Here is a 26,030-nt window from a genome sequence, read left to right as displayed (position 1 = left end):
GGGACGATGCGCCGACCCCGCTCCGTCCGCAGAGGACACGGTGGGCGGAGCGGAGTCGGGGCGAGGGATCAGATCACGCGTTCGTTCCCCCCGTCGACCGGCACCTGCGCGCCGGTGGTGTGGGCGAACGTGTCCGAGCACAGCTCCGCGATCACCCGGCCCACCGCCGCGCTGGTGATCTCGGCGCCGAGCAGGTTGCGCCGCTTGTAGGCCTCGACGCTCAGGCCGTAGTGCCCGGCGCGCCGGGCGAGCACGTCGGCGGTCCACAGACCGGTGTCGAAGACCGCGTCCGGGTGGACCGCGTTGACCCTGATGCCGTCGGCCGCCCACTCCAGCGCGGCGACCCTGGCCAGTTGGGTGACCGCCGCCTTCGAGGCCGAGTAGGCCGCCGCGCCCGGTCCGGGGGCGGGCACGTTCTTGGAGGCCACGACCACCACCCGCCCGCCGCGCGGCGCGAGCTTGAGCAGCGGGTGCGCTTGGGCGAACAGTGCGGCGATCGCGTCCACGTTGACCGACATCGTCCGCCGCCACGTGGTCGGGTCCAGCTCGGCGATCGGGGTGTCGCCCGGGAACACCCCGGCGGACGCGACCAGCACGTCGAGCCCGCCGAACCGCTCCACGCCCCGGTCGATCGCGGCCTCGACCGCCGCCGGGTCGGTGACGTCGACCTGGAGGCCGAGGTAGTCCGCGCGGCTCTCGGTCGGCGTGAGGTCGAGGCCGATCACGCTCGCGCCCTTGGCCCGCAACGCGTCCGCGCACGCCCGGCCGATGCCGGACGCCGCGCCGGTGACCAGCGCGACCTCGCCGGTGAACTCGGCCGGCGCGCCGGAGAGCCGCAGCTTGGCCTGCTCCAGCTCCCAGTACTCCATGTCGAACAGGTCGGCCGGCGGCAACGCCCGGTACCCGCCCAGCTCCTCCGCCCGCTCGATGACCTCGATCGTGTGGGCGTAGATGTCGCGGGCGATGTCGGCGTCCTTGGCCCGCCTGCCGACCGAGAGCAGGCCGAGCCCGGGGTCGAGCACGACGCGCGGCGCGGGGTCGAGCATGGTCAGGCCAGGGCCCGCGTGCTCGTCGAAGTACCGGCGGTAGTCGGCCGCGTAGCCGTCGACGTCGTCGCCGACCAGCGGGACGCGCTTGGTGCGGATCACGTGGTCGGGCGTCGCCGGGCCCCGCGTGGCCACGTCGGCGAGGTCCGGCCGGGTGACGAAGGCCATCGTGGCGTCGTCGGCGTGCCGGCTCACGATCACCGGCGCGCCGGCCACGTCCGAGATCCGCCGGCGGAGACCGGCGAGCCGGTGGCGGTCGACCGGGGGCGCGGGCACGGACCTCCGCGCGGGCCGGTGCCGGGACAGGAACGCCTCGGCGTCGCCGACCAGCTCGACGTGCCGGTCGTAGGCCTGCCTGGTGTCCTCCCCGAACGTGAACAGGCCGTGGTTGAGCAGCACCACGCCGATGGTGCGCTCACCGACGTGCCGGGGGAAGAGCTCCGCGCACGTGCGGGCGAGGGCGAACCCCGGCATCACGTACGGGATCACCACGACCCGGTCGCCGAAGACCTCCTCCACCAGCGGTTTGTCCAGGTTGGTCAACGTGATCACGGCGTCGGCGTGGCTGTGCAGCACGGCCGGGTGCGGCAGCACGGCGTGCAGCAGCGTCTCCACGCTCGGGTCGGGCGCGCTCGCGTCCAGCAACGCGCACCGCAGCTCGTTCATCATCGCGGAGTCCGGCAGGCTGGGCACGGTCAGCAGCTCGCGCAGGCGGTCCAGCCGCAGCGGCGCGAACCCGGCCCGCTCGATGGTCGCGAGGTCCCAGCCGCTCCCCTTGACGTGCAGCACGTCCACCGCACGGCCGGTGATGTCCACGGTGGACGTCTTGACCGAGGTGTTGCCGCCGCCGTGCAGCACGAGGTCCGGCTCGCGGCCGAGCAGCCGCGACCCGTACACGCAGGCGTCCAGCTCGTCGGAGTGCGTTTCCGTTTCAGCCCAGCGGTTTTCCACAGATCGTCCGTTCGTCGGTGACGATGGCCGTGACCAGGTCGGCCGGGGTGACGTCGAAGGCGAAGTTCAGCGCGGCGGTGGCGCGGTCCCCGACGACCTCCGCCGGGTCGCGCACCTCGATCTCCACGTGCGCGCCGTCGGGGGTGGCCAGGTCGATGGTCGACTCGGGCGCGGCGACGACGAACGGGATGCCCGCCCGCGCCGCGGCCAGCGCCAGCGGGTAGGTGCCGATCTTGTTGACCACGTCGCCGTTGGCCGCGATGCGGTCCGCGCCCACCACGACCGCGTCGGCCAGGCCCTTGGCGATCACGGTCGGTCCCGCCGAGTCGACCACGACGGTGTGCGCGACGCCCATCGCGGCGAGTTCCCACGCCGTCAACCGGCTGCCTTGGAGCAGCGGCCGCGTCTCGTCCACGTAGACGTGGCCCAGCGCGCCGTCCTCCTGCAACGCCCGCACCACGCCGAGGGCGGTGCCCCACTCGACGCAGGCCAGGGCGCCCGCGTTGCAGTGGGTCTGCACGTTGACCGGTCCGCCGAGCCGGTCGACCAGCCACCGCGCGCCGCGGAGCCCCAGCGCGCGGTTGCGGCGGACGTCGTCTTCGAGGACGTGGACGGCCTCGGCGACCACCGCGTCGAGGCCGTCGTCGAGCCGGGCCAGCACCCGGTCCACGCCCCAGGCGAGGTTCACCGCCGTCGGCCGGGCGGCCCGCAGCCGCGCCGCCTCCGCGCGCACGTCCCCGCCACCGCCGGCGGCCAGCGCCACCCCCAGCGCGCCGGCGACGCCCAGCGCGGGCGCACCCCGGATCGCCAGTCTCCTGATCGCGTCGACGAGCTGGTCCACCGTGTCGATCCGCAGCGTCGTCACGACGTCCGGCAACAGGGTCTGCTCGATCGCGATGATCCGGCCGTCCACCCAGTCGATCGTCCGCATGGCTGAAGTCTCCAGGTTGGGCGCCGGTCGGAAAAGGATGATCACTCCGTCGGCACAGCGGTGGCGCATCGCGGGTCACACGACCGCGACGATGGTGCCGACGCCCAGCGCGCACAACGCGGCGGAGCTCAGGCCCGCCATCGTGCGCGACACCCTGGGCCGGCGCAACCACAGGACCGCCCTGGCCGCGCCGACCGCCGGCGCCGCCAGCGCCACCACCGCGTCGATCAGGCCGAGCAGCATGATCGTGCCCACGTTGATGGCCTCGGCGGGCAGGAAATGCGGCACCACGGCCAGGAAGAACAAGCCGACCTTCGGGTTGAGCAGGCAGGAGAGCACACCCGACCGGAACGACGGCCCCCACCGCCACCGCACCGGGCCGCCATCGCCCGGGTCGGCCACCTGGTCGCGTTGCAGGAACCCCACCACCCCCAGGTACAGCAGGTACAGGCCGCCGACGACCTTCACCACCAGGAACGCGGTGGGCGAGGAGCCGAGCAGGTCCGCCAACCCCAGCGCCACGGCCGCCGCCCAGAACAGCGAGCCGATCCCCGACCCCGCGGACGCGGCCACGCCGAACCGCGCGCCGCCCAGGCCGTACCGCAGCACCAGGAAGGTGTCCGGTCCGGGGGTGATGGCCGGCAGCAGGCACAGGCCCGGTGAACCCGAGCACCGCCGCGGCGGTCACGCCTGCTCACCCGCCGATCGTGACGCCGAGACCCTTGCCGTGCTCGCGCACCTCGGCGCGGGCCGCGGCGAGGTCGTCGAGGGTCAGGTCGGGCATCACCGACTCGACGTAGTCGGCCATCGCCGCTTCGCGGTCGATCAGGTCGGTGTCGCGCCACCGCCGCGCGACCTCGTCGGGCAGGAGGTCGCGGCCTGCTGGCAGGAAGGGCTGGGCGAGCCGCCCGGCGAGGGCGGCTTCTTCGACGCGGGCGGCGGTTCGTACGACGTGATCCGGCTGCTGTCCCTGCTGCGCGCCAGGTTCGGGTACGCCGTGTCGTTCGGCGACTTCATGGTCGACCCGACCGTTGCCGGACTCGCCGCACGGTGCCGGCACGCACGTCAACCGGACCAGATCATCTGGACCTACCAACCACGTGCGGCGGCGACGCCACGCCTGCGGCTGGTCCTCTTCCCGCCGGTCGGTGGCGGGGTGTCCTGCTACTCCCCCGTGGTCCGCGACCTGCCGGTGGACGTCGAGGCGCACGTCGTCGGCTTCGACGGACCGCAACCGGACGACGCGCTGACGTTGCCCGACCTCGCCCGCCGCTGCGTGGAGCGGCTGCCCGCCGACGTCCGGTCCGGTGACGTGCCGCTCGTGCTGGGCGGCTGGTCGTTCGGCGGCGCGCTGGCGTTCGAGGTGGCACGTGTGTGCGGTGCGTCGGTGGCACGCGTGGTGGTGGTCGACACGCCGGTGTCGGCGGGCTCGCGCGGCGTCGACGAGCCGTCGCTCGCCGGGTTCGCCGCGGACGTCCGGGAGACCAGCGGGGTGAACTCGGCGACGCTGATCCAGGCCCTGTCCGCGTTGGAGGAGGTCTTCGACGTCGACCTCGACACCGAGCGGCTGTTCTCGGCGCGCGTGACCGTGACCCGCCTGGAGGCGGAGATCACGCGCGCCTTGGCGTCGCCGTGAACCGGCCGTCGTCAGGTCGTGTAGTCGGCGTTGATCCGGACGTAGCCCTCGGTGAGGTCGCAGCCGTAGACGGTGAACGCGCCGTCCGCGATACCCAGGTCGATGTTGATGACGACCTCGTCGGCGCCGAGGTACTTGGCCGCGCGCTCCAGCAGCGCGTCGCTCGGCTCCTCGGGGTGCATGGGCAGGTCGTCGAACAGGATGCGGACGTTCTCGGGGACGATGTCGGTCTCGTCCTCGAGCTTGCCGATCGCCATGGCGATGCGGCCCCAGTTCGGGTCGCAGCCGTGCACGGCGGTCTTGACCAGCGGGGAGTTGACGACGCTCTTGCCGACCAGCTTGGCCTGCGCGTCGTCGCGGGCGCCGGTGACGCGCACCTCGATCAGCTTGCTCGCGCCCTCGCCGTCGGAGGCGATCTCCCGCACGAGGTGCAGCGCGCAGTCGTAGAGGGCCTGCTCGAACTCGTTCCGGTCGACGGGGCCGGCCAGGCCGTTGGCGAAGATCGCCGCGGTGTCGCTGGTCGAGGTGTCGGTGTCGATGCTCAGCGCGTTGAACGTGCGGTCGACGACGCGGCGGAACGCGGCGTCCAGCTCGTCGCCGTCGACGTCGGCGTCGGTGAAGAAGAACGCCAGCATGGTGGCCATGTTCGGCTCGATCATGCCGACGCCCTTGGCGATGCCGACGAGCACGGCGTCGCCGACGCGGACGTGGCAGGACTTCGGGCGGGTGTCGGTGGTCATGATCGCCGTCGCGGCCCGCTCGTAGTCGGCTTCCGGGAACGGCCACGCGAGCGCGTCGAGGTTGGCCCGGATGCTCTCCATCGGGTACGGCCGGCCGATCACGCCGGTCGAGCCGATGACGACCTCTTCCGGCGCCACACCGGCGATCTCGGCCACGCGCCGGCGCACCTCGACGGCGTGCGCGACGCCCGCCCGCCCGGTGGCGACGTTGGCGTTGCGCGACAGCACCACCATGCCGCGGCAGTGACCCGTCGCCGCGGACTCGCGGCTCAGGACCACGCTGGGGCCGGCGAACCGCGACTTGGTGAACACCGCGGCCGACCGCGCCGGCACCTCCGAGACCACGGCGGCGAAGTCGTCGCCGACGTCCTTCAGCCCCATGTTCTTCGTGATCCCGCGAAAGCCCCGCGGCACCGCCGTCTCCGTCATGGACACCTCAGATCTGCTCGTGTGCGGCCACCCCGCCCAATGGATGGACATACCTTACACTGCATAGTCAACATGCGCTCTGGTGACAGAGCACCGAGACGGCCGACGCAGCGTTGCATAACTATCCATCGCGCGCACGTCCTTCGATCGGGTGAGCCAGCCGCGACTCCCATGATCCGGGAGGGTTTCCGGCCGCGCATTGCCCCCGCGACGGGCCCTGGGCGACCCTGGCGTCCGCGCGCGGACGTCGGGGGACGCGCGGCGGGGCACTGGGCGGCGTCGGCGCTTCGGCCTGCGCGACAAGGGGTTCACCGCGGATCGCGGCAGGTCCGCCGTCCGCGTCCCGGTGCTTTTCCAGGCGAGCCAACCCGGACGACCGCACGGCGCCGCGCCGGACGGCGAGTTGCCCGCGGAACCCGGGCAGCGGACCGTGATCCGCGTCGCCGAGGGCTCCGTGCCGGCGTCCACGTCGGTGTTCAACGAGGAGGCGGTCTACGCCCCGGAGGGCCCGGGCGGGTTCGCCTACTTCACCGACCTGCTGCTGGCCGCGCTCGTGCTGCCGGCGCTGGGCCTGGACGTCCGGACCTCGCCCGTGCCGGTGGGCGCGGACCCCGAGGCGACGCTGGTCCTCGGCGTGCGACGGCTGCGCCACTCCACGCGAGCGCCGGACGCTCGCCGCCTCCGGTTGGCGCCGCACCACCGAGCAGTCGGACGACCTGCTGGAGCGGTTCCGCGAACCGCACCGCGACGACCCGCTGACGGCGGGCAAGGCTCAACTGTCCGAATTGGACGGTGTGATCGGCGCGATCGCCGACGGGCAGCCGGGCGCGGGTTACGCGACGTTGCTGTCCGGTGGCATCGACTCGGGGACGGTGACCTACCCCGTCGACCACAAGTTCGGCGAGGGCCGGGCCGACCTGCTCAAGCTCAACGCGTCGCGGGACGAGGACAAGGTCGTGACCGGCCGCGGCCCGCTGCCGCTGCACACCGACGGGCTGCTGGTCGGCGAGCAGGTCGACCTGATCGTGTTGTTCGCCAAGGACTTCTCCGACCCAGGTGCCCGCCGACTGGTACGGCATCGCCACCACCCGCGACTACGGCCGGGTCCGGTCGCTGAACCTGGCGCTGCGGTTCGCGCCGGACGTGCCGCGCGGCTGGCTGGTGCGCCTGGCGGGCGTGGACGAGGCCGCGTCGGACAAGTTCTTCGAGGAGCTGTCGGACCACCTGCACTCCCCGCGCTACCTCTACCAGCACCGCTGGCAGCCGGGCGACCTGCTGGTGATCGACAACCAGCGCACCCTGCACGGGCGCACCGCGATCAGCTCGGACGGCGTCCGCCTCCTGTTCCGCGGCCAGGTGACCCTGCCGAACGCGTCCTGACCGGCCGTCGAGGAGATCCAGAAGCCGCCGCCCTCGGCCCGGCGGTCGGCGGCCGTTCACGCCCCGGCTTCACCGGTGAGCGGTCGTCGGTGAGCGGTCGTCGGTGAACGGTTGTCCGGCCACCGTCCGGGTGACGGCGCAGGATGCCGGGCGGCAGGCGGGTGGTGTCGCACCTTCGGGTGGACGGTCGGTTCCGCCGTTCCGCGACGCCGGCGCTTCGCGCGATGCTGGCTCCCGGGCCCGGGAGGTCGACCGACACCCCGGGCCGACGAGAGCCGCAGCCGAGGACAGGACGGGCAGTCGTGGCAGTGCCGTCGGGCGAACCGGTCCACACCGCGTCGGAGCACCGCCCGGTCAGCCGTCGCGCCGTCCTCGGCGGGTTGGGCGCGGCCGGGCTCACCGCCGGCCTGCCCGGCGCCGTCGCCCGCGCGGAGGTCCGCGGCGAGCCCGTGCCGCCGGACGCGCGCCGGACCCGGGCGTACCGGATCCGCGAGCAGGCGGCCGCGCGCCAACGTGCGTTGCCCGCCGCCCAGCACCACGACAATGGTGACGAAGCGGCCCACCCCGATCTGATCGGCAACTACGGCAAAGGGCTGCCCCACGACGAGCTGGGACGTGTGGACCCGGCCGCCTACGCGAGCCTGGTGCGCGCGGTCTCCGGCCACGAACCCGGCGACCTGGACGGGATCGTCGTGGACGGGCCGGTCGGGCTGACCAACCCGCACGCCGCGTTCACCTACGGCCTGGTCGGCGCCGACTCCCACCAGCTGACCGTGCCGCCGCCACCACCGTTCGCCGGGGCGACGACGGCCGCGGAGCTGGTCGAGCTGTACTGGCAGGCGCTGTGCCGCGACGTGCCGTTCACCGCCTACGGCACCGATCCGCTCATCGCCGCCGCCTGCCGCGATCTGTCCCGCCTCACCGGCTACGAGGGCCCGACCGACCACGGGCGCGTCACACCGGCGACCGTGTTCCGCGGCCCGATGCCCGGCGCCCTGAACGGGCCGTACGTCTCGCAGTTCCTCCTGCGCGACGTCCCCTTCGGCGCCGCGACGATCAGGCAGACCTACCGCGTGCCCGCGCCGCGCGACGACCACCTCACCGACTACGACGAGTGGCTGCGGAACATCCGGGGTCACCACCCGGCCCGCGAGAGCACCTACGACGGCACCGCCCGCTACCCGCGCAACGGCCGCGACCTCGCCGAGTACTCCCGCCTGAACTTCACCCAGCAGCCCTACCTGATGGCGAACCTCCTGCTGATCGACCAGGGCCCCGACGCCTGGGACCGCAACAACCCCTACCTGCGCGCCGAGACCCGCCCCGGCGTCACCTTCGACTGGTCCCACCCCCTCGACCTGGTCGCGCGCGTCGTGCAGGCCGCGCAGCTGGCCGCGTGGTTCCAGAAGTGGTGCGTGCACCGCAGGCTCCGGCCCGAGGAGTTCGCCGGCCACGCCCACAACCACGCCCTCGGCCGGATCGAGCACCCCCTGCACCCGCAGCTGCTCGACGCCGAGGCGCCGGACCGCGTCCGCGCCGAGCACGGCACCCTGCTGCTGCCCATGGCCTACCCGCGGGGATGTCCCACCCACCCCGCCTACACCGCCGCGCACGCCACCGTCGCGGGCGCCTGCGCGACCGTGCTCAAGGCGTTCTACGACGAGTCCTTCGTCCTGCGCGACCCGGTCGTGCCCAGCGCGGACGGCACGTCGCTGCGCCGCTACCGGGGGCCCGCGCTCACGGTCGGCGGAGAACTGGACAAACTCGCCTTCAACGCCGCCTACGGCCGCAACTTCGCCGGCGTGCACTGGCGCTCCGACACCACCGCCGGGCTGCTCCTGGGCGAGGCGGTCGCCGACCACGTGCTCACCGACCTGCGCCGCACCCTCACCGAGGAGTTCGACGGCTTCACCTACACCCGCTTCGACGGCACGACCGCGATCGTCTGAACGACGGGGTGAATCCTTTCTCGGTGTCGGGGTCTCTTATGGGCGATGGTTACGACAAGAGGGACACGTGCGGCGGGGGGTGGACGTGGTCGACCGCGGTTGGGCGAGCGAGCAGCTCATCGAGGCCGCGCAGGGCGGTGACCTGGAGTCGCTCGCCGCGGTGGTGCACGGCGCCCATCCGCACGTGCTGCGCTTCGCCGGGCACCTGTGCGCGTCGCCGCAGGACGCCGAGGACGCGGCGCAGGAGGCGTTGATCGTCCTCTACCGCAAGATCGGCTCCCTGCGGGCCACGGCGGCGCTCGCGTCCTGGATGTTCCGGGTCGTCCGGCACGAGTGCCTGCGCCGCGCCCGGCGGCTGTTCGACGGCTACGACGAGGCCGACGACGTCCCGGTGGCCTCCGCCGAGGACGAAGTGCTCAGGCGGCTGGAAGCCGAACGCGTGGCGGCGGCGATCCGGGCGTTGCCCGACGTCCAGCGCCGCGTGCTGGTCATGCGCGACGTGCTGGGCCGGCCGGGGCGGGAGGTCGCCGAGGCGCTCGGGCTGAGCACCCCGGCGATGAAGTCCCACCTGCACCGGGCCAGGACCGCGCTCCGGCTCGGCCTGGGTGGCGGGGCCGTCCCGCCCTCGTCCTCCGCCCGGATCTGACCTCCCCACCACCCCGCTCCGAAAAGGAACCCCACCGTGCTCGAAGCCGGATCACCCGCACCGCACCTGGCCCTGGAAGACACCGCGGGGCAGGCCGTCAGCCTGTCCGACTACCGGGGACGGCACGCGGTGCTGCTCTTCTTCGTGCGATCGACGTCGTGCCCGGTCTGCAACCTGCACGTCCGCGACCTCGTCGACCGCGCCGACGAGCTGGCCGCCGACGACGTCCGCGTCCTCATCGCGGTGCCGGAGGACCGCGAGGCGGCGGCCGCGTGGAAGGCGAAGCGCCGGATCCCGTTCCCCGTCCTCACCGGCCGCCGCGAGAGCCCGCACGAGGTCGTCGGCCTGGGCCGGAAGGTCTTCGGGTCGCTGCAGCAGTCCGGCAGCGTCCTCGTCGACCGCCAGGGCGTCGTCCGCCACGCCCACGGCGCCACGCTGCCCACGAACAGCTACGACAAGAAGGGGATCGCGGCGGCCGTCGCGTCGCTGCGCGCCCCGGCCTGAGCGGTCAGCTGCTCTCCAGGGCGGGGACCGGCTCCTCGACGCGGCCGGTCCCGCGCAGCGCGATCATGCCGACCACCGCGAACACCACGACGACCGACGCGCCGACGACGGCGACGGTGTGCAGCCCGGACGTGAAGGCGTCCCGCGCGGTGGCGAGCACGGCGTCGGCCGCCGGCTCGGGCAGGGCGCCCGCCGCCCGCAGCGCGCCGGCCATGCTGTCGGTCGCCAGGGCGGCGGCCTCGGCGGGCACCTGCTCGGGCACGGCGACCTGGTCGCGGTAGACGGCCGTGCCGACGCTGCCGAACACCGCGATCCCCATGGCGATGCCGAACTCGCCGCTGGTCTCCGACATCGCCGACGCGGCCCCGGCCTTCCGGGGTGGCACCGAGCCGACCACCATCTCGGTGCACAGCACGCCCTGCGGCCCCATCCCGAAGCTCGCGATCGACATGCCCGCCACCACGAACGCCACCCCGCCCGCGCCGGTGGCCTGCGTGAACAGCACGATCCCGCCCGCCGCGACCAGCATCCCGAAACCGAGCACGAACTCCGGCCGGAACCGCCGCGCCAGCCGCGGCGCGATCAGCGACCCGACCACCACCGCGCCCGCCTGCGGCACCAGCCAGAGCCCGGCCTGCACCGCGGTCAGCCCGGCGACCATCTGCAGGTACTGGCTGACCAGCAGGAAGACCCCGCCCATGGTGAGCGCGCCGACCAGCATGATGCTCACCGCCGCGGCGAACGCCCGCACCCGGAAGAGCCTCAGGTCCAGCACCGGGTCGGCCAGGCCGCGCTGCCGGCGGACGAACACCGCGCCGACCGCCACGCCGACGGCGAGCACGACCGCGTTGACCGGCGACACGCCGGCCTTGGCCGTCTCCTTGAGGGCGTAGACGACCGGCAGGATCGCGCCGAGCGACAGCACCACGCTCGGCAGGTCGAGCCGCCCGGCGGCGGTGTCGCGGTACTCCGGCAGCAGCTTCGGCGCGGCGGCCAGCAGCAGGACCATCACCGGCACGGCCATCAGGAACACCGAGCCCCACCAGAAGTGCTCCAGCAGCACGCCGCCGACGACCGGCCCGATCACCATGCCGCCCATGAAGCAGCTCATCCACACCGCGATCGCGGTGCCCCGCTGACCCGGGTCCTGGAACATGTTGCTGATCAGCGCCAACGTGGACGGCATCAGCGTCGCGCCGGCGATCCCGAGCACGGCCCGCGCGCCGATCAGCAGCTCCGGGCTGGTGGTGAACGCCGCCACGATCGAGGCCACGCCGAACGCGGCGCCGCCCGCCATCAGCAGCTTCCGCCGACCGATCCGGTCACCCAGGGTGCCCATCGTGACCAGGAAACCGGCGATCATGAAGCCGTAGACGTCGATGATCCACAGCAGCTGGGTGCTGCTCGGGCGCAGGTCGGCGGCCAGGTGCGGGACCGCCAGGTGCAGCACGCTCATGTCCACCGACAGCAGCAGCGTCGGCAGCGCCAGCACCGCCAGCCCCGACCACTCGCGTCGTCCTGCCCTCATCGTCGTCTCCCCGGCTGTCGATCGTGTCCTGTCACCCTTGAGTCGAACGGCGGCGGCCCGGATCGACATCGCGGCGGAAAGTCGTCGGAGAAAACTCCGCGGACCGGCGGCGGGCTCACCCCGCGAGGAAGCGCAGCAGTTCGTCGGTGACGAACCGCGGGTTCTCCTCGACCAGCCAGTGCCCGGCGTTCGGCACGTCGACCGCCCGCACGATGTCGGTCACGCGCGGGGCCACCGTGGCCCTGATCGCGTCGAGCTGCCCCTGAGCGGTCATGAGCAGGGTCGGCGCCCGCACCGGCGCGGCGGCCACCGCGTCGCGGACGTCCTGGTCGAGGGCGCGGTAGAGGTCGAAGCCACCGGAGAGGGCCTGCGGCCGGCTGTAGGTCCGCGCGTACTCGGCGACCTCGGCGTCGGTGAACGGCGACCGGTCCGACGTGCCGCCGAACGCCGTTCCGCCGAAGGCGACCTGGGGGTAGAACAGCGCCAGGTACTCGCGGACGTCGTCGCCGACCACGGCCTCGGGCACCCGCGGCTGGGCGTGCAGGGCGATGTGCCAGCTCAGCGAGCGGTACGCGGCCGCGTCGATCGCGGGGCCGGGCAGCGGCAGGTCGAGGTAGCCGAGCCGCGCGGTGTCGGCGGGGAACTGCGCGGCGTACTGGAACGCCACCGCCGCGCCGAGGTCGTGCCCGACGACGCTCGCGTCCCGCACCCCGAGCCGGTCGGCGACCAGGGCGTGCGCGTACCGCGCGAGGGTGGCCTTGTCGTAGCCGGTCGGTGCGCCGGTGCTGTCGCCGAGGCCGGGCAGGTCGATCGCGTAGACGGTGTGGTGCTCGGCGAGCGCGGGCATGATCGGCCACCAGCCGAACCAGGTCTGCGGCCAGCCGTGCAGCAGCACCACGGGCGTGCCGCGGCCGCCGGTCACGTAGTGCATCCGTACGCCGTCGACGTCGGCGAACTCGTGCCGGAAGGTGTCGGTGAACCGCGCGTCGGCGTGGGTGGCCCGCGCGTGCGCGGGAACCTCGGGGGCGGGCGGTGCGGAACAGGCGGTGGCGGCGGCGACCAGGAGGGCCAGCGCGACGGTCACCGGTTTGGGCAGGCGGCGGGATGGTCGTGGTGCGGGGTTCATGTGTTCCTGTCCTCGGACGATGGCGTTCACCGGCCCGGTCCCCCGCGCTGTCGCGGACGAGCGGCGCGTGATCGTGCCGGTGGTGCGGCCAGTGTCGTCAGCGAGATCCCGGACGGGCACGAAATCTTGCCGTTCCGGCAAGTCGGGGAGAAGGTTTTCCTTTGACAGTCCTGAGAGGGTGGATTTTCGTGGGACAACACGACAACGACGTGAATGCGATCCGCGATCTGGCCGGGCTGGCCACCCCGATGGCGCTGCGGGTCGCGGTGACCCTCGGGTTGCCGGACCGGTTGCTCGGCGACGGTTCCCCGGCCGGCGGACTCGCGGTCGAGCTCGACGTCGACCCGGTCGCCCTCGAACTCCTGCTCGCCCACCTCGCGACCCTCGGGGTGGTCGAACGCACCCCCACCGGCTACCGGACGACGGCGTACGGCGCGAACCTGCGCGCCGACGCCGGCAACGGCCTCGCCGACCTCCTGAACCTGGACAGCGCGGGAGGGCGGGCCGAACTGGCGTTCGTCGAGCTCGCGCACAGCGTCCGCACCGGCCGGGCGGCCTACCCGCGCCGGTACGGGCAGGACTTCTACCGCGACCTGGACGAGCACCCGCACCTGCGCGCGACGTTCGACCGCCAGATGACGCACCGGTTCCGCGCCCAGATCCCCCGCATCGTCGCCGGTGTCGACTGGTCCCGGTTCGCCACCGTGGTGGACGTCGGCGGCGGCGAGGGCGGCCTGCTCGCCGCGATCCTCCTCGCCCACGCCGGGATGCGCGGCCACCTGGTCGACCTCGCGCCGACCGCCGCGCGGGCCCGCCGCACGTTCGACGCCCACGGTCTCGACGCGCGGGCCGAGGTGACGGCCGGCAGCTTCTTCGACCCGCTCCCGGCAGGCGCGGACGCCTACGTGCTCTTCGACGTCCTGCACAACTGGGACGACGAGCACGCCGACCGGATCCTGGGCCGGTGCGTCGAGGCCGCCCGCCCCGGCGGACGCGTGCTGGTCGTCGAAGGGGTCGGCGGGCTGCGGGCGAGCAGCGCGAGCGACCTGGACATGCTGGTGATCTTCGGCGGGCGCGAGCGGCGGCTCGACGAGTTCCGCGCGCTCGGCTCGGCGCACGGCCTGGTCCTCGACACCGTGACCGACCTGACCGATCACCGGTGCCTGCTCGAATTCCGGCTCGAAGCCCCGTCAGTGTGAACTCACGCCGTGCTGTTAACAGTTCGTGATCGTCCCGGTACCGTCCGAACAGGGGGTGGGCGGCAAGGGGGCGACATGGGTGTTCCTCGGCGTGATCGATTCGGGCCACGGGTCGTGCACAACGGATTCGGCGGGCAGGCGGACACCGTCGTCCAAGCCGGTGTGATCAACGGCGACCTGATCACCCACCGGGCGCGGCCCGTCCTGGACGACGCCGCAGACCTCCTGGCGGCCGTGGTGCGCCGGCAGTGGGAAGCCGAAGCAGCGGTCCGCTCGCTGCGCCGACCGGAGCCGTTGCGCCTGCGCTGGGCGCCCACCCGCAGGCAGGTCGCCTACCCGGACGCGCCGGCGACCGCCGGCGGCGACCTGGACGACCTGGCCCGGCTGTTCACCGCGCTCCCCGACCGGCAGCTGGTGGTCCTCGGCGCGCCGGGCGCGGGCAAGTCCGCGACCACGCTGCTGCTCGCCCTGGACCTGCTCGAACGCCGCGCGCCCGGCGAGCCCGTGCCGGTGCTGCTGTCCCCCTCCTCGTGGAACCCGCACAACGAGCACCTCGAGGACTGGATCATCCGGCGGCTGGAGACCGACTACCCGGCGTTGCGCGACCGCGGCGCCTACGGGCGTCACGCGGCCCGCCGCCTGGTGGTCGAGCAGCGCCTGCTGCCCCTGCTCGACGGGCTGGACGAGCTGCCGCCGGACCTGCTCGCGCCGGCGCTGGAGGGCGTGCGCCACGCGTTCGGCCCCGGCCGGCCGCTGGTCCTGACCTGCCGCGGTGACGAGTACGAGGCCGCGGTGCGCACCGGCGGCGTGGGGCTGCCCGCCGCGACGGTGGTCGAGCTCGAACCGGTCGCCACCGACGACGCGATCGAGTTCCTCTCGGCCTCGTTGCCGCAGGTCGTCCGCCGCTGGACCCCGGTGCTCGACCACCTGCGCGCGAACCGGGACCCGGTGCTCGCGCGGTCGCTGTCCACGCCGTTGACGATCAACCTCGCGCGCGCCGTCTACGGCCGCCCCGACCGCGACCCCGCGGAACTGGTCGACCGGCGGCGGTTCGCCGACCACACCGCCCTGGAACGGCACCTGCTCGACTCGCTGGTGACCGCCCTCTACGGCGACCCGCCGACACCGCCGCCGAAGCTCGCGCCCCTGCCGTCGCCCACCGCGCACTACCCCGCCGACCGGGCACGCCGCTGGCTCGGCTTCCTGGCCCGCCACGCCGCCGCGAACGCGGCCGGCGACATCGCCTGGTGGCGCCTGCCCCGGCCGCGCCTCGTGCTGGCGGCCGTCGTCACCGGCGCGCTGTTCTGGGCGACGACCGGCGAGACCTCCCCCGTCGCGGTCGGCTTCGCGCTGGGCGTCTCGTTCACCTGGCTGATCGGCACGGTGCGGCGGCGGGCGCCGTGGCGTCACCTGCTCCTCGCACCCGTGGTGCTCGGCGCGGCGGTCTTCTTCATCAACTACAAGCACCCCAGCTCCCCCGGCACGACCGCGACGGCCGGGGTGGGGCTCGCGCTCCTGGTCGCCGTCGCCCTGTCGGTGGACCGCCCACCGCACCGGACGGGCCTGCGCCTGCACGGGCGTGGCAAGGCCGTCGCGTCCAGGATGGCGCTCGGCCTGGTGGTCACGACCGCCGCCATGCTCCCTGCGGCGGCCGTGTACGGGGTCCGCGACGTCCGCGACCTGTGGACGGGGCCCCTCGCGCTCGGCGTGATGACGGCCGTGGCCCTGGGCCTCGGCGCCTGGCTGACCGCCCCGCCGGACCGGTTCAGCGTGCCCCGACCGGGCAGGTCCCTGCGGGGTGACGTCGCGTCGACCGCCGTGTGGCTGCTCGCCTGGGCCGTGGCGTTCCAGCTGCCCCTGGTGTTCGCCGTCGTCGTGCTGGGCAAGTCCGTCGGCGCCCCGGTGGTCGCCGTGGCGTTGAGCTTCGGCCTCGGCACCGGCCTCGGCTGCGTGGTCAACAACGCCTCGGTGCTGTACGCGGCCTCGCTGGCCTGGTGGGCGTTGCGCGGGCGGTTGCCGTGGCGGTTGATGCGGTTCCTCGACGACGCGCACCGACGTGGCGTGCTGCGGCAGACCGGCGCCGTCTACCAGTTCCGGCACGCCCGCCTGCGGCACCACCTGGCCGCGTCCGGCTGAGGCCCGGTCAGTCCTCCTCGGCCTTCACCACCTTGCCGATCGCGGTGGCGGCCAGGGTGGTCGCGCCGGCCTTCACGTTCGCCCCTTCGGTCTGGTTGGAGTACGCGACGGAGTAGACGACGTTGCGGTAGCGGACGATGATCTCCGCCGACCACTTGACCTTCTCCTGGGCCACGAGCTCGGCCTCGTCGGCGCCTTCCACGTGCACCGCGACGCCGTTGCGGACCCGGTCCTCCATGTGCTCCTTCGCCTTGTCCACGCCGGACAGCTGGTGGTTGGCGTGGTAGACGTAGCTGGTCACGATCACGAAGGCGCCGCGGACGTTGTCCTTGGCGAGCCTGCCCTGGTTGTTCCAGCCGCACTGACCCTGGTCGTGCTCCGGCCCCGCGCCCGGGTTGACGCCGCCCGCGCTGTAGTCCATGCGGCCGGGGATGTGCGGGGCCACCTCCGCCTCGTCGAGCATCGCGCAGCCGATCGGGGCCTTCTCCAGGTCCTCGGACGTGTCCACGACCGGCTTCGCCTCGGTGTCGCCGTCGAGCCGGACGTACACGAAGTACCCGCCGACGCCCAGGCCCAGCACGAGGAGGATGACCAGCACCGCGATCAGCGGCCCCTTCCCGCCGCGCCGCGCCGGCGGTCCGCCCGGCATCCCCGGCCCGCCCGGTCCCCCCGGCCAACCAGGCATCCCCGGCCCGCCCGGTCCCCCCGGCATTCCCGGCCCGCCAGGCATCCCCGGCCCGCCCGGTCCCCCCGGCATTCCCGGCCCGCCAGGCATCCCCGGCCCGCCAGGTCCCCCGGGCCCCCACTGCCCGCCCGGCATCCCAGGTCCCCCCGGCATCCCCGGTCCCCACTGCGGCGGAGGCGGTCCGGGTTGCGGGAACTGCCCCTGCTGCGGCGCCTGCGGGTGGTGGCCGGCCGGAGGGAATTGCCGTGGCGCACCGGGGTTCGTCATCCGACCTCCCCGACCGAGGCCGTCGTGTATCCCATCTGCAATACCACCCGCGTTTTCCCGGCGAAATGTTCCCGGTAGCGCAGCGGCCCGACCGCGGACCGCGCCTACCCCACAGAAGGCGCGGTGCGCAGGCGAAGATCCGCCGGCGACCTCCGGGTCACGACCGTACGCGGGCGCCGGACCCCGCGGTGTCGGGTGAACGCCCTACAACGGGGTAACGGTTCGGTTGAGCTCCGCGAGCGTCACCAGCCCGTCGTCGAGCGCCCGGCTCACCAGTTCGCTCTTGGTGCGGGCCGCCCGCCCGACGTTCGCGTACTTCACCCGCACGCGCGCGATGTGCGTGTCGACCGTCTTCACGGTGATGTTGAGCTTGGCGGCGACGAGGTCCTTGGACGACGAGGTGAACCACGCCCGCAGCACCTCGACCTCGCGCGGTGACAGGCGTGGCCGGTCCGGGGCGTCGTCGGCGACGAGCGCGCCCGACAACGACGGCGCGGTGTACGGGAGGCCGTTCGCGGTGGCCCTGATCGCCGGGATCAGGTGGTCCAGCCCTTCCCGCTTGGTCAAGTACGCCAACGCGCCGAGGTCGACGCACTTGAGCGCAGTGGCGGTGTCCGCGTGCTGCGAGTAGACGACGACCCGGCGGCCGTTGTCCACCAGCCTGCGCAGCTCGGCGAAGTCCGGCCGGCCCGGCACCAGCTCCAGGTCGAAGATCACCACGTCGGCGTCGGCGCCCGGACCGGTCCACACCTCGGCGAGCCGGGTGCCCGCGTCGACCAGGCGGATCGGCGGGACGGCCTGCTCGCACCAGTACCGCACGCCCGCGGTGATGGCCGCGTGGTCGTCCACGATCACCGCCGTGATCACGCCGTCGGCTGCCACGTCGCCTCCACCCACACCGTCGCACCGTTGCCGAGCACCTCGACCCGCACGTCGGACGTCGCCGGGCTCGCCGGCGCGGCCTCGCCGCTGTCCGCGACCACGTTGACCGACACCAACCCCTGGTCGCCGACCACCGTGACGCGGGCCCACGAGCCGGCCGTGGCGAGCGCGGTGAGCGCGGCGTCGGTCAGGTCGCGCCGGACCGCGACGGGCGGTGTCGGCCAGTGGCCGCGCGCTTCCAGCTCCACCACGACGCCCTTGCGGTCGGCCACGTCCGCGCAGTGCCGCAGCTCGTGCAGCAACGGGTTCGTCACCACGTCCGACTCCGCGCCGAGCCGCCGCATCCGGGCGGCCTCGATCGCGCCGCGCCGCTGGACCGCGGGGTCCTCGGGGTCCAGCGAGCCGTCGGCGAGGCCCTCCAGCAGCGGGATCGCGCCGGCGGACAGCTCGGCGAACCGCTGCTGCCTGCGCCGGTGGGACTCCGCCGCGACGGCCTCCGCGGTGCGCACCCGTTCGACCTCGGCGGCGGCGGTCTCGGCGTCCGCGGCGATCCGGTGCAGCACGGCGGCCACCACCGCCAGGCACAGCGGGAAACCGATCACGGTGACCGAGCCCGTGGCGAGCCGCGCCAGGTCGCCCTTGTCCACGTCGGAGAACAGGAGCATGTTCGACAGGGCGATCACCTCGTGGGCCGCCAGGAACGCCACGACCGTCCGGAGCGGACGGTCCAGCAGCACGACCAGGCCGACCCAGTTGGCCGCGCCGAACGCCCAGTCGACGGCGCTCGCGGTGCGCTCCTCGGGCAGCGTCACGGCGGCCAGCGCGGACGCGGCCAGCACCACGGCGACGGCGAGCGGGCGCAGCCTGCCCCACGGCCGTCGCCGGGCGAGCAGCACCGCTTCGCCCGCGAGCACCGCGGCCAGTGCGGCGAACGCGGCCAGCTGCACGAGCGGCAGGTCGTGGGATTCCCAGCGGCGCAACAGATTCGCCAGGCCGAGCACGCCGACCACGACGGCGGTCACGAGCAGGGTCGCGACCCGCAAGCCGAACAGGAGCCGGGCCCGCGTGCGCCCGCCGACGGGGTCACTCACCACTATCACGCCACTCCAACCGGACGACGGTACCCGCGCCGACCGTGGACAGGACGGTGGCCGTGCCGCCGATGCGGTTCAGCCTGCCGTGCACGGACTCCCGCAGCCCGCGCCGGGTCACCGGGACCGCGTCGGGCGCGAAACCCCTTCCGCCGTCGGCGATGTCGAGGCGCAACCGCCGTCGGTCGCCGCCGAGCCGGATGGAGGCATGCGAGGTGCCCGAGTGCCGGCGGACGTTGTTGAGCGCCTCACGGGTCGCGTCGGCGAACACCGTCGCCACGTCGGCGGGCAGCGGCAGCCGGGCGGGCGCGTCGAAGTCGACGTCCAGGTGCACGGCCTCGACCTCGACGGCCAGCAACCGCACCAGGTCGGTGTGCCGGGAGGTGTCGGCGCGGCCGGAGCGCAGCCGGTCCAGGTCGCGGCGGGCCTGCGGCGCCAGCCAGGCGCTGTCCCGGCGCACCTGCCCGCTGCCGACCATCAGCAGCGTCGCGGCGGCGGTGTCGTGCAGCGCCGCCGCGAACTCCCGTTCTTCCGCCCGCACGGCCGCCGCCACCGACGAGTCGCGCCGCGCGCGGGCGGCGTCGGCGGCCACCCGGTCGGCTTGTTCGGCGGCGCGGCGGACCAGTTGCCACGCGGCCCGGGACAGCCCGGCCGCCACCAGCGTCCACACCTGCGAGATCAGCAGGTCGTTGTCCGCCGACCCGGCCGCGGTGACCGCGACCGCCAGCCCTCCGCCGGTCGCCAGCGCCGCGACGGCTCCCGCGCGCGGCGACGTGTGCCACTGGTAGGTCACGCAGGCGAACGCGACGAGGAGCCTGATCCACCCGACGTTGGTGCGCTCGACGGCGTCGGTCGCGAAGATGCTCAGGCACACGCCGAGCAGCACCACCACGTCCACCGCGACCGGCAGGCCACCGTCGGTCCTTTGTAGCCACCAGGCGTACCCGCAGGTCCACACCACGGCGACGCCTACGGCCGACGCGGTGGCCGGCAGGTGTTCCGGGGTCACCCGGAGCATCGCGATCGCGCCGATGGGCAGCACCGTCGCCAGCCGCACCACCGCCGCGTGCCGACGACCGAACCGGCGCAGCAGGAGTTCGGCCTGCCCTGCCATGCCCCGCACCTCGCCTCGCACTCGCCCCCGGTACTCGTGCCGGGGCGACGTTACCGGCACCCGGGTCCGAATCGGACACCCAGGTAAGGGCTTTCGGCCCGCTGAACGGCGACCGGGCGTCCCACTCCGGACCCCGTGCACCCCATGTGGCAGACGGCGGCCCGACCTTCCGCCACCCGGCCGCGTCGTCCGCCGCCGATCGGCGGCGTCCGCGTCGACCTACCGCTCCCCGGCCGTCACCGGGCCCGGTCGTCGGAAGTCGGCCAGTCGAGCAGCTTCGCGCCGAGCACCGCGACCTGGAGCGACAGCGCCTGGGTCGGGTCGTCCACGGTGTACCCGGTGAGCTCCGCGACGCGCTGGAGGCGGTACGTCACCGTGCGGACGCCGAGGTGCAGCTCGCGCGCGCAGGCAGCCGTCACCTGGCCGTTGGCGAAGTAGGACGACAGCGTGTCCAGCAGCGGCCCGGCCCCGCCCCGCGCGCCGCGCAGGGGTTGCAGGACGACCGACACGAGGTCGGCCAACGCGGCGCTGTCGCGCAGCAGCACCTGGTAGACCAGCAGGTCGGCGGCCTTGTGCACGTGTCCGGGCAGGTCCAGCCGTTCGGCGATGTCCAGGGCGTGGGTCGCCTGCTCGAACGAGCGGAGCACGCCGCCGGGACCGGAGTGGGCGCGGCCGAGGCCGACCCGCCAGGCGGCGTCCGGTCCCAGGACCTCGCCCACCTGGCGCACGAACTCGCCCGGCACGTCGGGCATCGTGCCGGGCGCGACGCAGACCAGCAGGCCCTCCTTGGTGGTGACCAGCACGCCGCGGGAATCCAGCCGCAGTCCGAGCGACGTCTCCACGGCGCGGGCCACCTCGCCGCCGTCGACCACCGGGCGCGCCGAGCGGACCGCCGCCACGACGTTGCTGCCGGCCAGCCGGAGCCCGAACCGCTCCGCCCGTTCCGCGAGCTGCCCGAGGTTGCGCCCGTCGAGCAGGTCGTCGACGAACTCCCGGCGGAACGACTCCTCCTGGCGCACCGACCAGCGCTGCGCTTCCTCGTAGCCCTCCGCGATCGCCGTGGCGGCCGCGTCGGCGGCCTTGAACACCGCCTCGCCCGCCGCGCGGACGGCGTCGGCGTCGGTCGCCCGCCGCACACCGGACAACGACCGCCACGCCAGCCAGGTGGCGCTCAGGTGCAGGTCGATCACCCCGTGCAGGGTGACGCCGCGCTCCGCCGCCCGGGCGCCGACGTCGCGGCGGACCTGGAGCTGGTCGGGCCGCAGCTGCCGCCTGGTCGCGCTGACCTCGTCCAGTTCCTCCAGGTACCCCTTGAGGAGGTCGGCGGGCACGCCGTGCGCGTCACGGCTGGCCCTCTCCGCCACCCCGGCCAACGGGTCGCCCCCGTGCTCGGGCGTGGGTGCCGCCCGCCTGGTTCGTGCCATGCGGAGGAGTCTGACAACCGCGGTCGACCTGGGGACGGCACGGGTGGACCTCGCGTTCGACTTGCGATCCGGCGCACGCGCCCACGACGTGCGGCAGGATCGTCACCAGCGAGCAGCTCCTGCACCGCGTCCGGGGCCACTACTACTTCGGCGACACCCGGCTGCTCGACGTCCACGTCCGCCGACCGCGCCGCAGGGTGGAGACCGACCCCGCCCTCGTCCTCACCGTCCGCGGCGCCGGCTACCGCCTCGGCCCCGACACCCGAGGTGACCATTCGTCAGCTACTCGTCAGGTCATCCACCAGCCGGTTCCCGCAGGATGGGCGACGAACCCCGAGACGGAACAGGAGCAGCCCGTGGTCGACGACCCCCACCAGCCGGACCAGCTCTGCCGCGTCACCACCGTCACGCTGGCCGCGCACTTCGGCGGCCGGGTGTCCCGCGAGGTCGTGGCCCGGACCGTCACCGACGCGCGGCTCGACCTGGAGGGCCGGATCCAGCCGGAGGCGCTCGCCGAGATGCTGCACCGCCTGGCCCAGTACCGGATCGACGCCATGATCTCGACCCGCACCTGACCCCGGCCGCGCGGTTCGAGCGATGACCTTCGCGTGCCGGGCGGTCCGCGTGACCTGGGCCTGCGCCGACCGCGGCGCACGTCGGCGCAGGTGAGCGGTTGTGGTTGTCCGGGTGGGGTCGTATCGTGGGTGGAGTCCAGCCGCCACCACGCGTAACGCGGAGCGACGATTCGGGTTGAGCAGAAGCTCGGTTGTTGGTTCTGGTACCAACCGAGGAGTGCCCCGTGACCGATACCCGCGCCGAGATCATCCCGGTGACGACCACCCGCAGAGCCGATCACGACGGCATCGCCGTGGTCGCGATCGTCGGTGAGATCGACATGGCCTGCGAACAGCCGGTTCGCGCGGCCATCACCGACGAGCTGAACAGCCGGCCCACCGGCCTCGTCCTCGACCTCGCCGAGGTCGACTTCTTCGGCTCCGCGGGCATCCAACTGGTCGTGGACGCGGTCGTGCGCGCCCAACGCCTGCGCGTGCCGCTCGTGCTGGCGACCGACCGGCGCACCGTACTGCGCCCGTTGGAGATCACCCTCGTGAGCCAGACGGTCGACATCCACCCCACCCTGGCCGACGCGCTCGCGGCGCTGCGGGCCGACGTGCCGACGGCGAGACCGGCGGCGCACCGGTAGTCCCCGTTCTGGCTGGTGCGGGCGCGGCCCGTGCCGGTCACCGGATCAGGTCACCGGCCGACACCCGACTGCCCACCGGCGCCCGGCCGGGAATCGCGACCACGTCCACCTGACGCCGGCCCACGGCCGACCACTGGGCAGCCCACAGCTCGACAGAGCAGGAGTTCACCCGATCGGTGCGCCGGCAGGCGCTACCGTCCGGATGACATGAACGCACCCACCGGCACCGCGCCCGGCAGACGACCCGGCGCGCTGATCCGCGCCGACCCGCTCCCGCGCCGGTTCCGCCCGGAGCACGCCGAGGCCGCGTACCGCGTGTTCTACCAAGGCGTCGGGCACGACGGCCGGGGCCGCCTCCTCACCGGGTCGGTGTTCGTCCCCGAGGGCGCGCCTCCCTCCGGCGGCTGGCCCGTGGTCAGCTACGCGCACGGCACCACCGGCCTGTCCGACCGCACCGCGCCGTCGCGCACCGGCCTGCTCCGGCTGGAACGCGCGCACATCGCCGCCTGGCTCGCGGCCGGCTACGCGGTCACCGCAACCGACTACGAAGGCCTCGCCACACCCGGCCCGCACCCGTACCTCAACGGCGAGGCGGTGGCCGACGACGTGATCGACATCGTCCGCGCCGCCCGGCGGCTCGACCACCCGCTCGCCCGCCGCTGGCTCGTCGCGGGCTTCTCGCAGGGCGGGCACGCCGCGCTGTTCACCGCCCTGGTCGCGACGCGGTACGCGCCGGAGCTGGACTTCCTCGGCACGGTCGCGCTCGCGCCACCCGTGCACCTGGTCCGCGTCATCGCCACCCGCACCAGCGACGCGGCCGGGCCCGTGTGCGCGTTCGTGCCGATCGTGCTGGCCGGCCTGCGCGCCCGCCACCCCGGCTTCGCCGACGACTTCCTCACCGACCGCGGCATCACGCTGGTCGACCTGGCCGAACGCGTGTCCCTGGTCGAGATGCTCCGCGCCACCAGGGCGATCACCAACCACGAGACCGGCATGACCGACCTGACCCGCCACGTCGACGTGGCCAGGGTGCTCGACGAGTGCCGCGTCCCGGTGACCCGGCTGGACCGCCCGGTCTTCCTCGCCGCGGCCGGGCTCGACGAGATCGTGCCGCCCGCCGTGGTCCACGACTTCGCCGAGGACATCACCACCGCCGGCAGCACTGTCCACCTGGCCACGTACGCGGAGGCCGACCACGGCGCGATCCTCACCGCCGCCCACCCCGACGCGACGGACTGGGCGGCCGCGGTCACCGGCCACAGCAGGGCCCCGGTCGCGCCGCCCGTCCGCTTCGACCTGCTGGACGCGACCGGCGACGGCTACCTGCGCCGCGATGACTACGAGGTCTTCGCGCTGCGCCTGGTCCAGTCGTTCGGCCACCCGCCCCGCTCGGCCGCCGCGATGGCCGTCCGGTTCGGCTACCGGGGCCTGTGGCGCGCGCTGGCCGCCGAGTCCGACACCGACGACGACGGCCGGGTGAGCAAGGCCGAGTTCCTCGCCTGGGCGGGCCGCGCCGCGCACACCGCGTTCGACCGGACCCTCCGCCCGCTCGCGGCGGCCGTGCTGGCGCTGGTCGACGCGAACGGCTCGGGCGTGGTGGAGCGCGACGAGTTCCTGACCCTGATGACCCGGTGCGGCCTGCCCGACCCCGCCGCCGGGTCCCTGTTCGACCGCCTCGACGCCGACCACCGCGGCACCGTCGAGACGGCCGAGATCATCCGCGCCACCCGGGAGTTCTGCCTGGACCCGGCGCCGGACAAGCCCGGTCAGTGGCTGTTCGGGCGGTTCTGAGGCCCCGGCGTCACGTCTGCGGCCACATCGAGTAGACGAGGTCGTCCTCGCCCGCGCACACGACCTGCGGCAGCGCAGGCTCCGGGACCTGGTTGCACGTCATCGAGCCGATCACCAGCGGCGCGAGTCCCGGCGTCGGGTCGCGGCGCTGGGCGTAGTAGTCGAACAGCACCGCGGCGGCCTGGTCGCACGTCAGCCGGCCCGACGGTGTCTCCACGACGACGGCCAGCATGGGCTTGCCCAGCGCGCCGGGGAACGGGTCGTCGCAGTACTGGGCGGGCGCGCCCTCGTCGATCGTCGGCAGCGACGCGGGACTGGGCTCGGCGGTCGGTTCGGCGGTCGGTTCGGCGGCCGGCTCCGGTGTCGACGCGGTGGTCGAGCCCGCCCCGACCGTCGTGGTCACCGCCCCGGCGCCGGCGCCGGTCACGCTGGTCGAGCACCCCGTGACCAGCGCGAGGAGCGCGACGAGGACCACCCCCGACCGCGTGGCCCGGTTCGCGCCCGGCACGTCGTGGGTTCTGGCGTTCGATCGGCCGGCAGGCGGCAGCGTTGTCACGGTCACTGGGACGTGCCGAGGAGGCCGGCGGTTGCGGTCGACCCGACGCGACCACGGTGCGTTTCGCGCAGTCCACCGGACGCTCGGGCCGGTTCCTGGTGTGATCCACCTCCACGTCACAGCGCGGTAACGGTTGGGTGGGGCGGACGCGGAGGTTTCGGTGCGCCGGGTTTGCTGTGCGCCATGAACACGAAGGTCGCGTCCCTGCTGCTGGCGCTGGGTTTGAGCGCCTCCCTGGTCGGCTGCTCCAGCAACGAGGACAAGTTCGTCGACGAGCTGAAGGCCGCCGGCTTCACCTCGGTCGGCGAGCCGCGCAGCGAGTCCGAGAAGAAGTCCAAGAAGATCGGCAAGCGGACGGTCAAGTCGTCGCAGAAGACCATCGAGGTCACGGTGCGCGTCAAGGGCTGCGACCTGGAGTTCGCGAAGGTGTCCGGGCAGTCCGGCTACTGGCTGGACGAGCTGCACGTCAACGGGCAGGAGCCGGACTGGCCCGGCTACCCCGAGAACCTCAAGCAGCAGGACGTCGTGACCGCGTTCGCGGGCAACCAGCCCAAGCCCGACGGCTTCGAGGACTGCTACCGCCCCGACCAGCCCTAGCCCGCAGCACGCCGGGTCGACGGCCCCGTCCTCTCCCGGGCGAATTCCAGGGGTGATCGCAACACCGCTGCTAGGTGGTGGTGGCGAGAAGGGTAGCGAAGCGCTCGGCTGGGGTGTCCCAGCCGAGCGTTTTGCGTGGGCGGCCGTTGAGCTCCGCCGCGACGGCGGTCAGGTGCTCGCGGTCGTGCGGTGAGAGTTCGGTCCCCTTGGGGAAGTAC

Annotated in this window: 23 protein-coding genes and 2 pseudogenes; 12 read left to right on the top strand and 13 right to left on the bottom strand. The window is 73.9% G+C overall.

Annotated elements, in window-relative coordinates:
* Window positions 1–68: 68 nt before the first annotated feature.
* The 3 genes from ABTZ99_RS18340 to ABTZ99_RS18330 all read right to left on the bottom strand — a co-directional run bounded on the left by ABTZ99_RS18340 (window position 69) and on the right by ABTZ99_RS18330 (window position 3,537).
* Complete coding sequence (locus ABTZ99_RS18340) at window positions 69–1,997, bottom strand: bifunctional aldolase/short-chain dehydrogenase (protein ID WP_499612458.1); 1,929 nt, start codon at window positions 1,995–1,997, stop codon at window positions 69–71.
* Window positions 1,978–2,928: an S-methyl-5-thioribose-1-phosphate isomerase gene (gene mtnA, locus ABTZ99_RS18335; RefSeq protein WP_499612456.1), complete on the bottom strand. Its 951-nt coding sequence runs from the start codon at window positions 2,926–2,928 to the stop codon at window positions 1,978–1,980. The genes ABTZ99_RS18340 and mtnA overlap by 20 nt, the downstream gene beginning before the upstream one ends.
* A 75-nt stretch (window positions 2,929–3,003) precedes the next feature.
* A complete protein-coding gene (locus ABTZ99_RS18330) occupies window positions 3,004–3,537 on the bottom strand; it encodes a LysE family translocator (RefSeq protein ID WP_499612454.1) in 534 nt (177 codons plus the stop codon).
* Between the two features lie 7 nt (window positions 3,538–3,544).
* Between ABTZ99_RS18330 and ABTZ99_RS18325 the strand changes: the two genes are divergently transcribed.
* Window positions 3,545–4,564, top strand: a complete 1,020-nt coding sequence (locus ABTZ99_RS18325) for a thioesterase domain-containing protein (RefSeq protein WP_499612452.1) — start codon at window positions 3,545–3,547, stop codon at window positions 4,562–4,564.
* 11 nt (window positions 4,565–4,575) lie between these two features.
* On the opposite strand, the gene argJ is transcribed toward ABTZ99_RS18325, so the two are convergent.
* A complete protein-coding gene (gene argJ, locus ABTZ99_RS18320) occupies window positions 4,576–5,733 on the bottom strand; it encodes a bifunctional glutamate N-acetyltransferase/amino-acid acetyltransferase ArgJ (protein WP_498775418.1) in 1,158 nt (385 codons plus the stop codon).
* Between the two features lie 1,056 nt (window positions 5,734–6,789).
* On the opposite strand from argJ, the gene ABTZ99_RS18315 reads away from it, so the two are divergent.
* The 4 genes from ABTZ99_RS18315 to ABTZ99_RS18300 all read left to right on the top strand — a co-directional run bounded on the left by ABTZ99_RS18315 (window position 6,790) and on the right by ABTZ99_RS18300 (window position 10,212).
* Entirely contained in the window at window positions 6,790–7,113 is a 324-nt protein-coding gene (locus ABTZ99_RS18315) for a TauD/TfdA dioxygenase family protein (RefSeq protein ID WP_499612450.1), read from the top strand.
* 302 nt (window positions 7,114–7,415) lie between these two features.
* Window positions 7,416–9,062, top strand: coding sequence for a vanadium-dependent haloperoxidase (locus ABTZ99_RS18310; RefSeq protein ID WP_499612448.1), 1,647 nt, complete (start codon window positions 7,416–7,418; stop codon window positions 9,060–9,062).
* 67 nt (window positions 9,063–9,129) lie between these two features.
* Window positions 9,130–9,708, top strand: a complete 579-nt coding sequence (locus tag ABTZ99_RS18305; RefSeq protein WP_499612446.1) for an RNA polymerase sigma factor — start codon at window positions 9,130–9,132, stop codon at window positions 9,706–9,708.
* Between the two features lie 36 nt (window positions 9,709–9,744).
* Window positions 9,745–10,212 (top strand): redoxin domain-containing protein, encoded by a 468-nt coding sequence (locus tag ABTZ99_RS18300; protein ID WP_498775428.1) that lies wholly within the window; start codon window positions 9,745–9,747, stop codon window positions 10,210–10,212.
* Between the two features lie 4 nt (window positions 10,213–10,216).
* On the opposite strand, the gene ABTZ99_RS18295 is transcribed toward ABTZ99_RS18300, so the two are convergent.
* Together ABTZ99_RS18295 and ABTZ99_RS18290 are read right to left on the bottom strand one after the other, a co-directional pair.
* Window positions 10,217–11,740 (bottom strand): MFS transporter, encoded by a 1,524-nt coding sequence (locus tag ABTZ99_RS18295; RefSeq protein WP_498775430.1) that lies wholly within the window; start codon window positions 11,738–11,740, stop codon window positions 10,217–10,219.
* 115 nt (window positions 11,741–11,855) lie between these two features.
* Window positions 11,856–12,866: an alpha/beta fold hydrolase gene (locus tag ABTZ99_RS18290; protein ID WP_498775432.1), complete on the bottom strand. Its 1,011-nt coding sequence runs from the start codon at window positions 12,864–12,866 to the stop codon at window positions 11,856–11,858.
* A gap of 188 nt (window positions 12,867–13,054) precedes the next feature.
* Between ABTZ99_RS18290 and ABTZ99_RS18285 the strand changes: the two genes are divergently transcribed.
* Both ABTZ99_RS18285 and ABTZ99_RS18280 read left to right on the top strand, forming a co-directional pair.
* Window positions 13,055–14,065: a methyltransferase gene (locus ABTZ99_RS18285; RefSeq protein ID WP_499612443.1), complete on the top strand. Its 1,011-nt coding sequence runs from the start codon at window positions 13,055–13,057 to the stop codon at window positions 14,063–14,065.
* A gap of 114 nt (window positions 14,066–14,179) precedes the next feature.
* Window positions 14,180–16,201 carry an NACHT domain-containing protein gene (locus ABTZ99_RS18280; RefSeq protein ID WP_499612441.1) on the top strand — a complete coding sequence of 674 codons (2,022 nt, stop codon included), beginning with the start codon at window positions 14,180–14,182 and terminating at the stop codon, window positions 16,199–16,201.
* Between the two features lie 7 nt (window positions 16,202–16,208).
* Here ABTZ99_RS18280 and ABTZ99_RS18275 read toward each other — a convergent pair whose 3' ends face one another.
* From ABTZ99_RS18275 to ABTZ99_RS18255, 5 genes are all read right to left on the bottom strand, one after another.
* On the bottom strand, window positions 16,209–16,850 hold the full coding sequence (locus tag ABTZ99_RS18275) for a hypothetical protein (RefSeq protein ID WP_499612439.1): 642 nt from the start codon (window positions 16,848–16,850) through the stop codon (window positions 16,209–16,211).
* A gap of 507 nt (window positions 16,851–17,357) precedes the next feature.
* On the bottom strand, window positions 17,358–18,035 hold the full coding sequence (locus ABTZ99_RS18270) for a response regulator (RefSeq protein ID WP_499612437.1): 678 nt from the start codon (window positions 18,033–18,035) through the stop codon (window positions 17,358–17,360).
* Window positions 18,017–19,126, bottom strand: coding sequence for a hypothetical protein (locus ABTZ99_RS18265; RefSeq protein WP_499612435.1), 1,110 nt, complete (start codon window positions 19,124–19,126; stop codon window positions 18,017–18,019). The genes ABTZ99_RS18270 and ABTZ99_RS18265 overlap by 19 nt, the downstream gene beginning before the upstream one ends.
* Complete coding sequence (locus ABTZ99_RS18260) at window positions 19,119–20,240, bottom strand: sensor histidine kinase (RefSeq protein ID WP_499612433.1); 1,122 nt, start codon at window positions 20,238–20,240, stop codon at window positions 19,119–19,121. The genes ABTZ99_RS18265 and ABTZ99_RS18260 overlap by 8 nt, the downstream gene beginning before the upstream one ends.
* Before the next feature lie 236 nt (window positions 20,241–20,476).
* Window positions 20,477–21,664 (bottom strand): PucR family transcriptional regulator, encoded by a 1,188-nt coding sequence (locus ABTZ99_RS18255; protein ID WP_498775446.1) that lies wholly within the window; start codon window positions 21,662–21,664, stop codon window positions 20,477–20,479.
* Between the two features lie 92 nt (window positions 21,665–21,756).
* Between ABTZ99_RS18255 and ABTZ99_RS18250 the strand changes: the two are divergent.
* The 4 genes and pseudogenes from ABTZ99_RS18250 to ABTZ99_RS18235 all read left to right on the top strand — a co-directional run.
* Window positions 21,757–21,924: pseudogene (locus tag ABTZ99_RS18250) on the top strand (winged helix-turn-helix domain-containing protein); the annotation flags it as partial.
* A gap of 96 nt (window positions 21,925–22,020) precedes the next feature.
* On the top strand, window positions 22,021–22,239 hold the full coding sequence (locus tag ABTZ99_RS18245) for a hypothetical protein (RefSeq protein WP_498775448.1): 219 nt from the start codon (window positions 22,021–22,023) through the stop codon (window positions 22,237–22,239).
* 224 nt (window positions 22,240–22,463) lie between these two features.
* Window positions 22,464–22,868, top strand: a complete 405-nt coding sequence (locus tag ABTZ99_RS18240) for an STAS domain-containing protein (RefSeq protein ID WP_498775450.1) — start codon at window positions 22,464–22,466, stop codon at window positions 22,866–22,868.
* 207 nt (window positions 22,869–23,075) lie between these two features.
* Window positions 23,076–24,659 carry a lipase family protein gene (locus tag ABTZ99_RS18235; protein ID WP_499612430.1) on the top strand — a complete coding sequence of 528 codons (1,584 nt, stop codon included), beginning with the start codon at window positions 23,076–23,078 and terminating at the stop codon, window positions 24,657–24,659.
* 10 nt (window positions 24,660–24,669) lie between these two features.
* Here ABTZ99_RS18235 and ABTZ99_RS18230 read toward each other — a convergent pair whose 3' ends face one another.
* Window positions 24,670–25,167, bottom strand: coding sequence for a hypothetical protein (locus ABTZ99_RS18230; protein ID WP_499612428.1), 498 nt, complete (start codon window positions 25,165–25,167; stop codon window positions 24,670–24,672).
* Between the two features lie 231 nt (window positions 25,168–25,398).
* Between ABTZ99_RS18230 and ABTZ99_RS18225 the strand changes: the two genes are divergently transcribed.
* Complete coding sequence (locus ABTZ99_RS18225) at window positions 25,399–25,812, top strand: hypothetical protein (protein ID WP_498775456.1); 414 nt, start codon at window positions 25,399–25,401, stop codon at window positions 25,810–25,812.
* A gap of 70 nt (window positions 25,813–25,882) precedes the next feature.
* Here the strand turns inward: ABTZ99_RS18225 and ABTZ99_RS18220 are convergent.
* Window positions 25,883–26,030: pseudogene (locus ABTZ99_RS18220) on the bottom strand (IS30 family transposase); the annotation flags it as partial.

It is taken from the genome of Actinosynnema sp. NPDC002837, from assembly GCF_040295345.1.
In the GTDB taxonomy this organism is placed as follows: domain Bacteria; phylum Actinomycetota; class Actinomycetes; order Mycobacteriales; family Pseudonocardiaceae; genus Actinosynnema.
Note: the sequence above shows the minus strand (reverse complement) of the source record. Positions and strands in the feature narration are given on the sequence as shown.

What these genes read in the sequence shown, in the direction of transcription:
- ABTZ99_RS18235 (WP_499612430.1), top strand. Translation starts at nt 23,076, where the DNA reads ATGAACGCACCCACCGGCACCGCGCCCGGCAGACGACCCGGCGCGCTG.
- ABTZ99_RS18290 (WP_498775432.1), bottom strand. Translation starts at nt 12,866, where the DNA reads ATGAACCCCGCACCACGACCATCCCGCCGCCTGCCCAAACCGGTGACC.
- ABTZ99_RS18260 (WP_499612433.1), bottom strand. Translation starts at nt 20,240, where the DNA reads ATGGCAGGGCAGGCCGAACTCCTGCTGCGCCGGTTCGGTCGTCGGCAC.
- mtnA (WP_499612456.1), bottom strand. Translation starts at nt 2,928, where the DNA reads ATGCGGACGATCGACTGGGTGGACGGCCGGATCATCGCGATCGAGCAG.
- argJ (WP_498775418.1), bottom strand. Translation starts at nt 5,733, where the DNA reads ATGACGGAGACGGCGGTGCCGCGGGGCTTTCGCGGGATCACGAAGAAC.
- ABTZ99_RS18225 (WP_498775456.1), top strand. Translation starts at nt 25,399, where the DNA reads ATGAACACGAAGGTCGCGTCCCTGCTGCTGGCGCTGGGTTTGAGCGCC.
- ABTZ99_RS18295 (WP_498775430.1), bottom strand. Translation starts at nt 11,740, where the DNA reads ATGAGGGCAGGACGACGCGAGTGGTCGGGGCTGGCGGTGCTGGCGCTG.
- ABTZ99_RS18275 (WP_499612439.1), bottom strand. Translation starts at nt 16,850, where the DNA reads ATGCCGGGCGGACCGCCGGCGCGGCGCGGCGGGAAGGGGCCGCTGATC.
- ABTZ99_RS18255 (WP_498775446.1), bottom strand. Translation starts at nt 21,664, where the DNA reads ATGGCACGAACCAGGCGGGCGGCACCCACGCCCGAGCACGGGGGCGAC.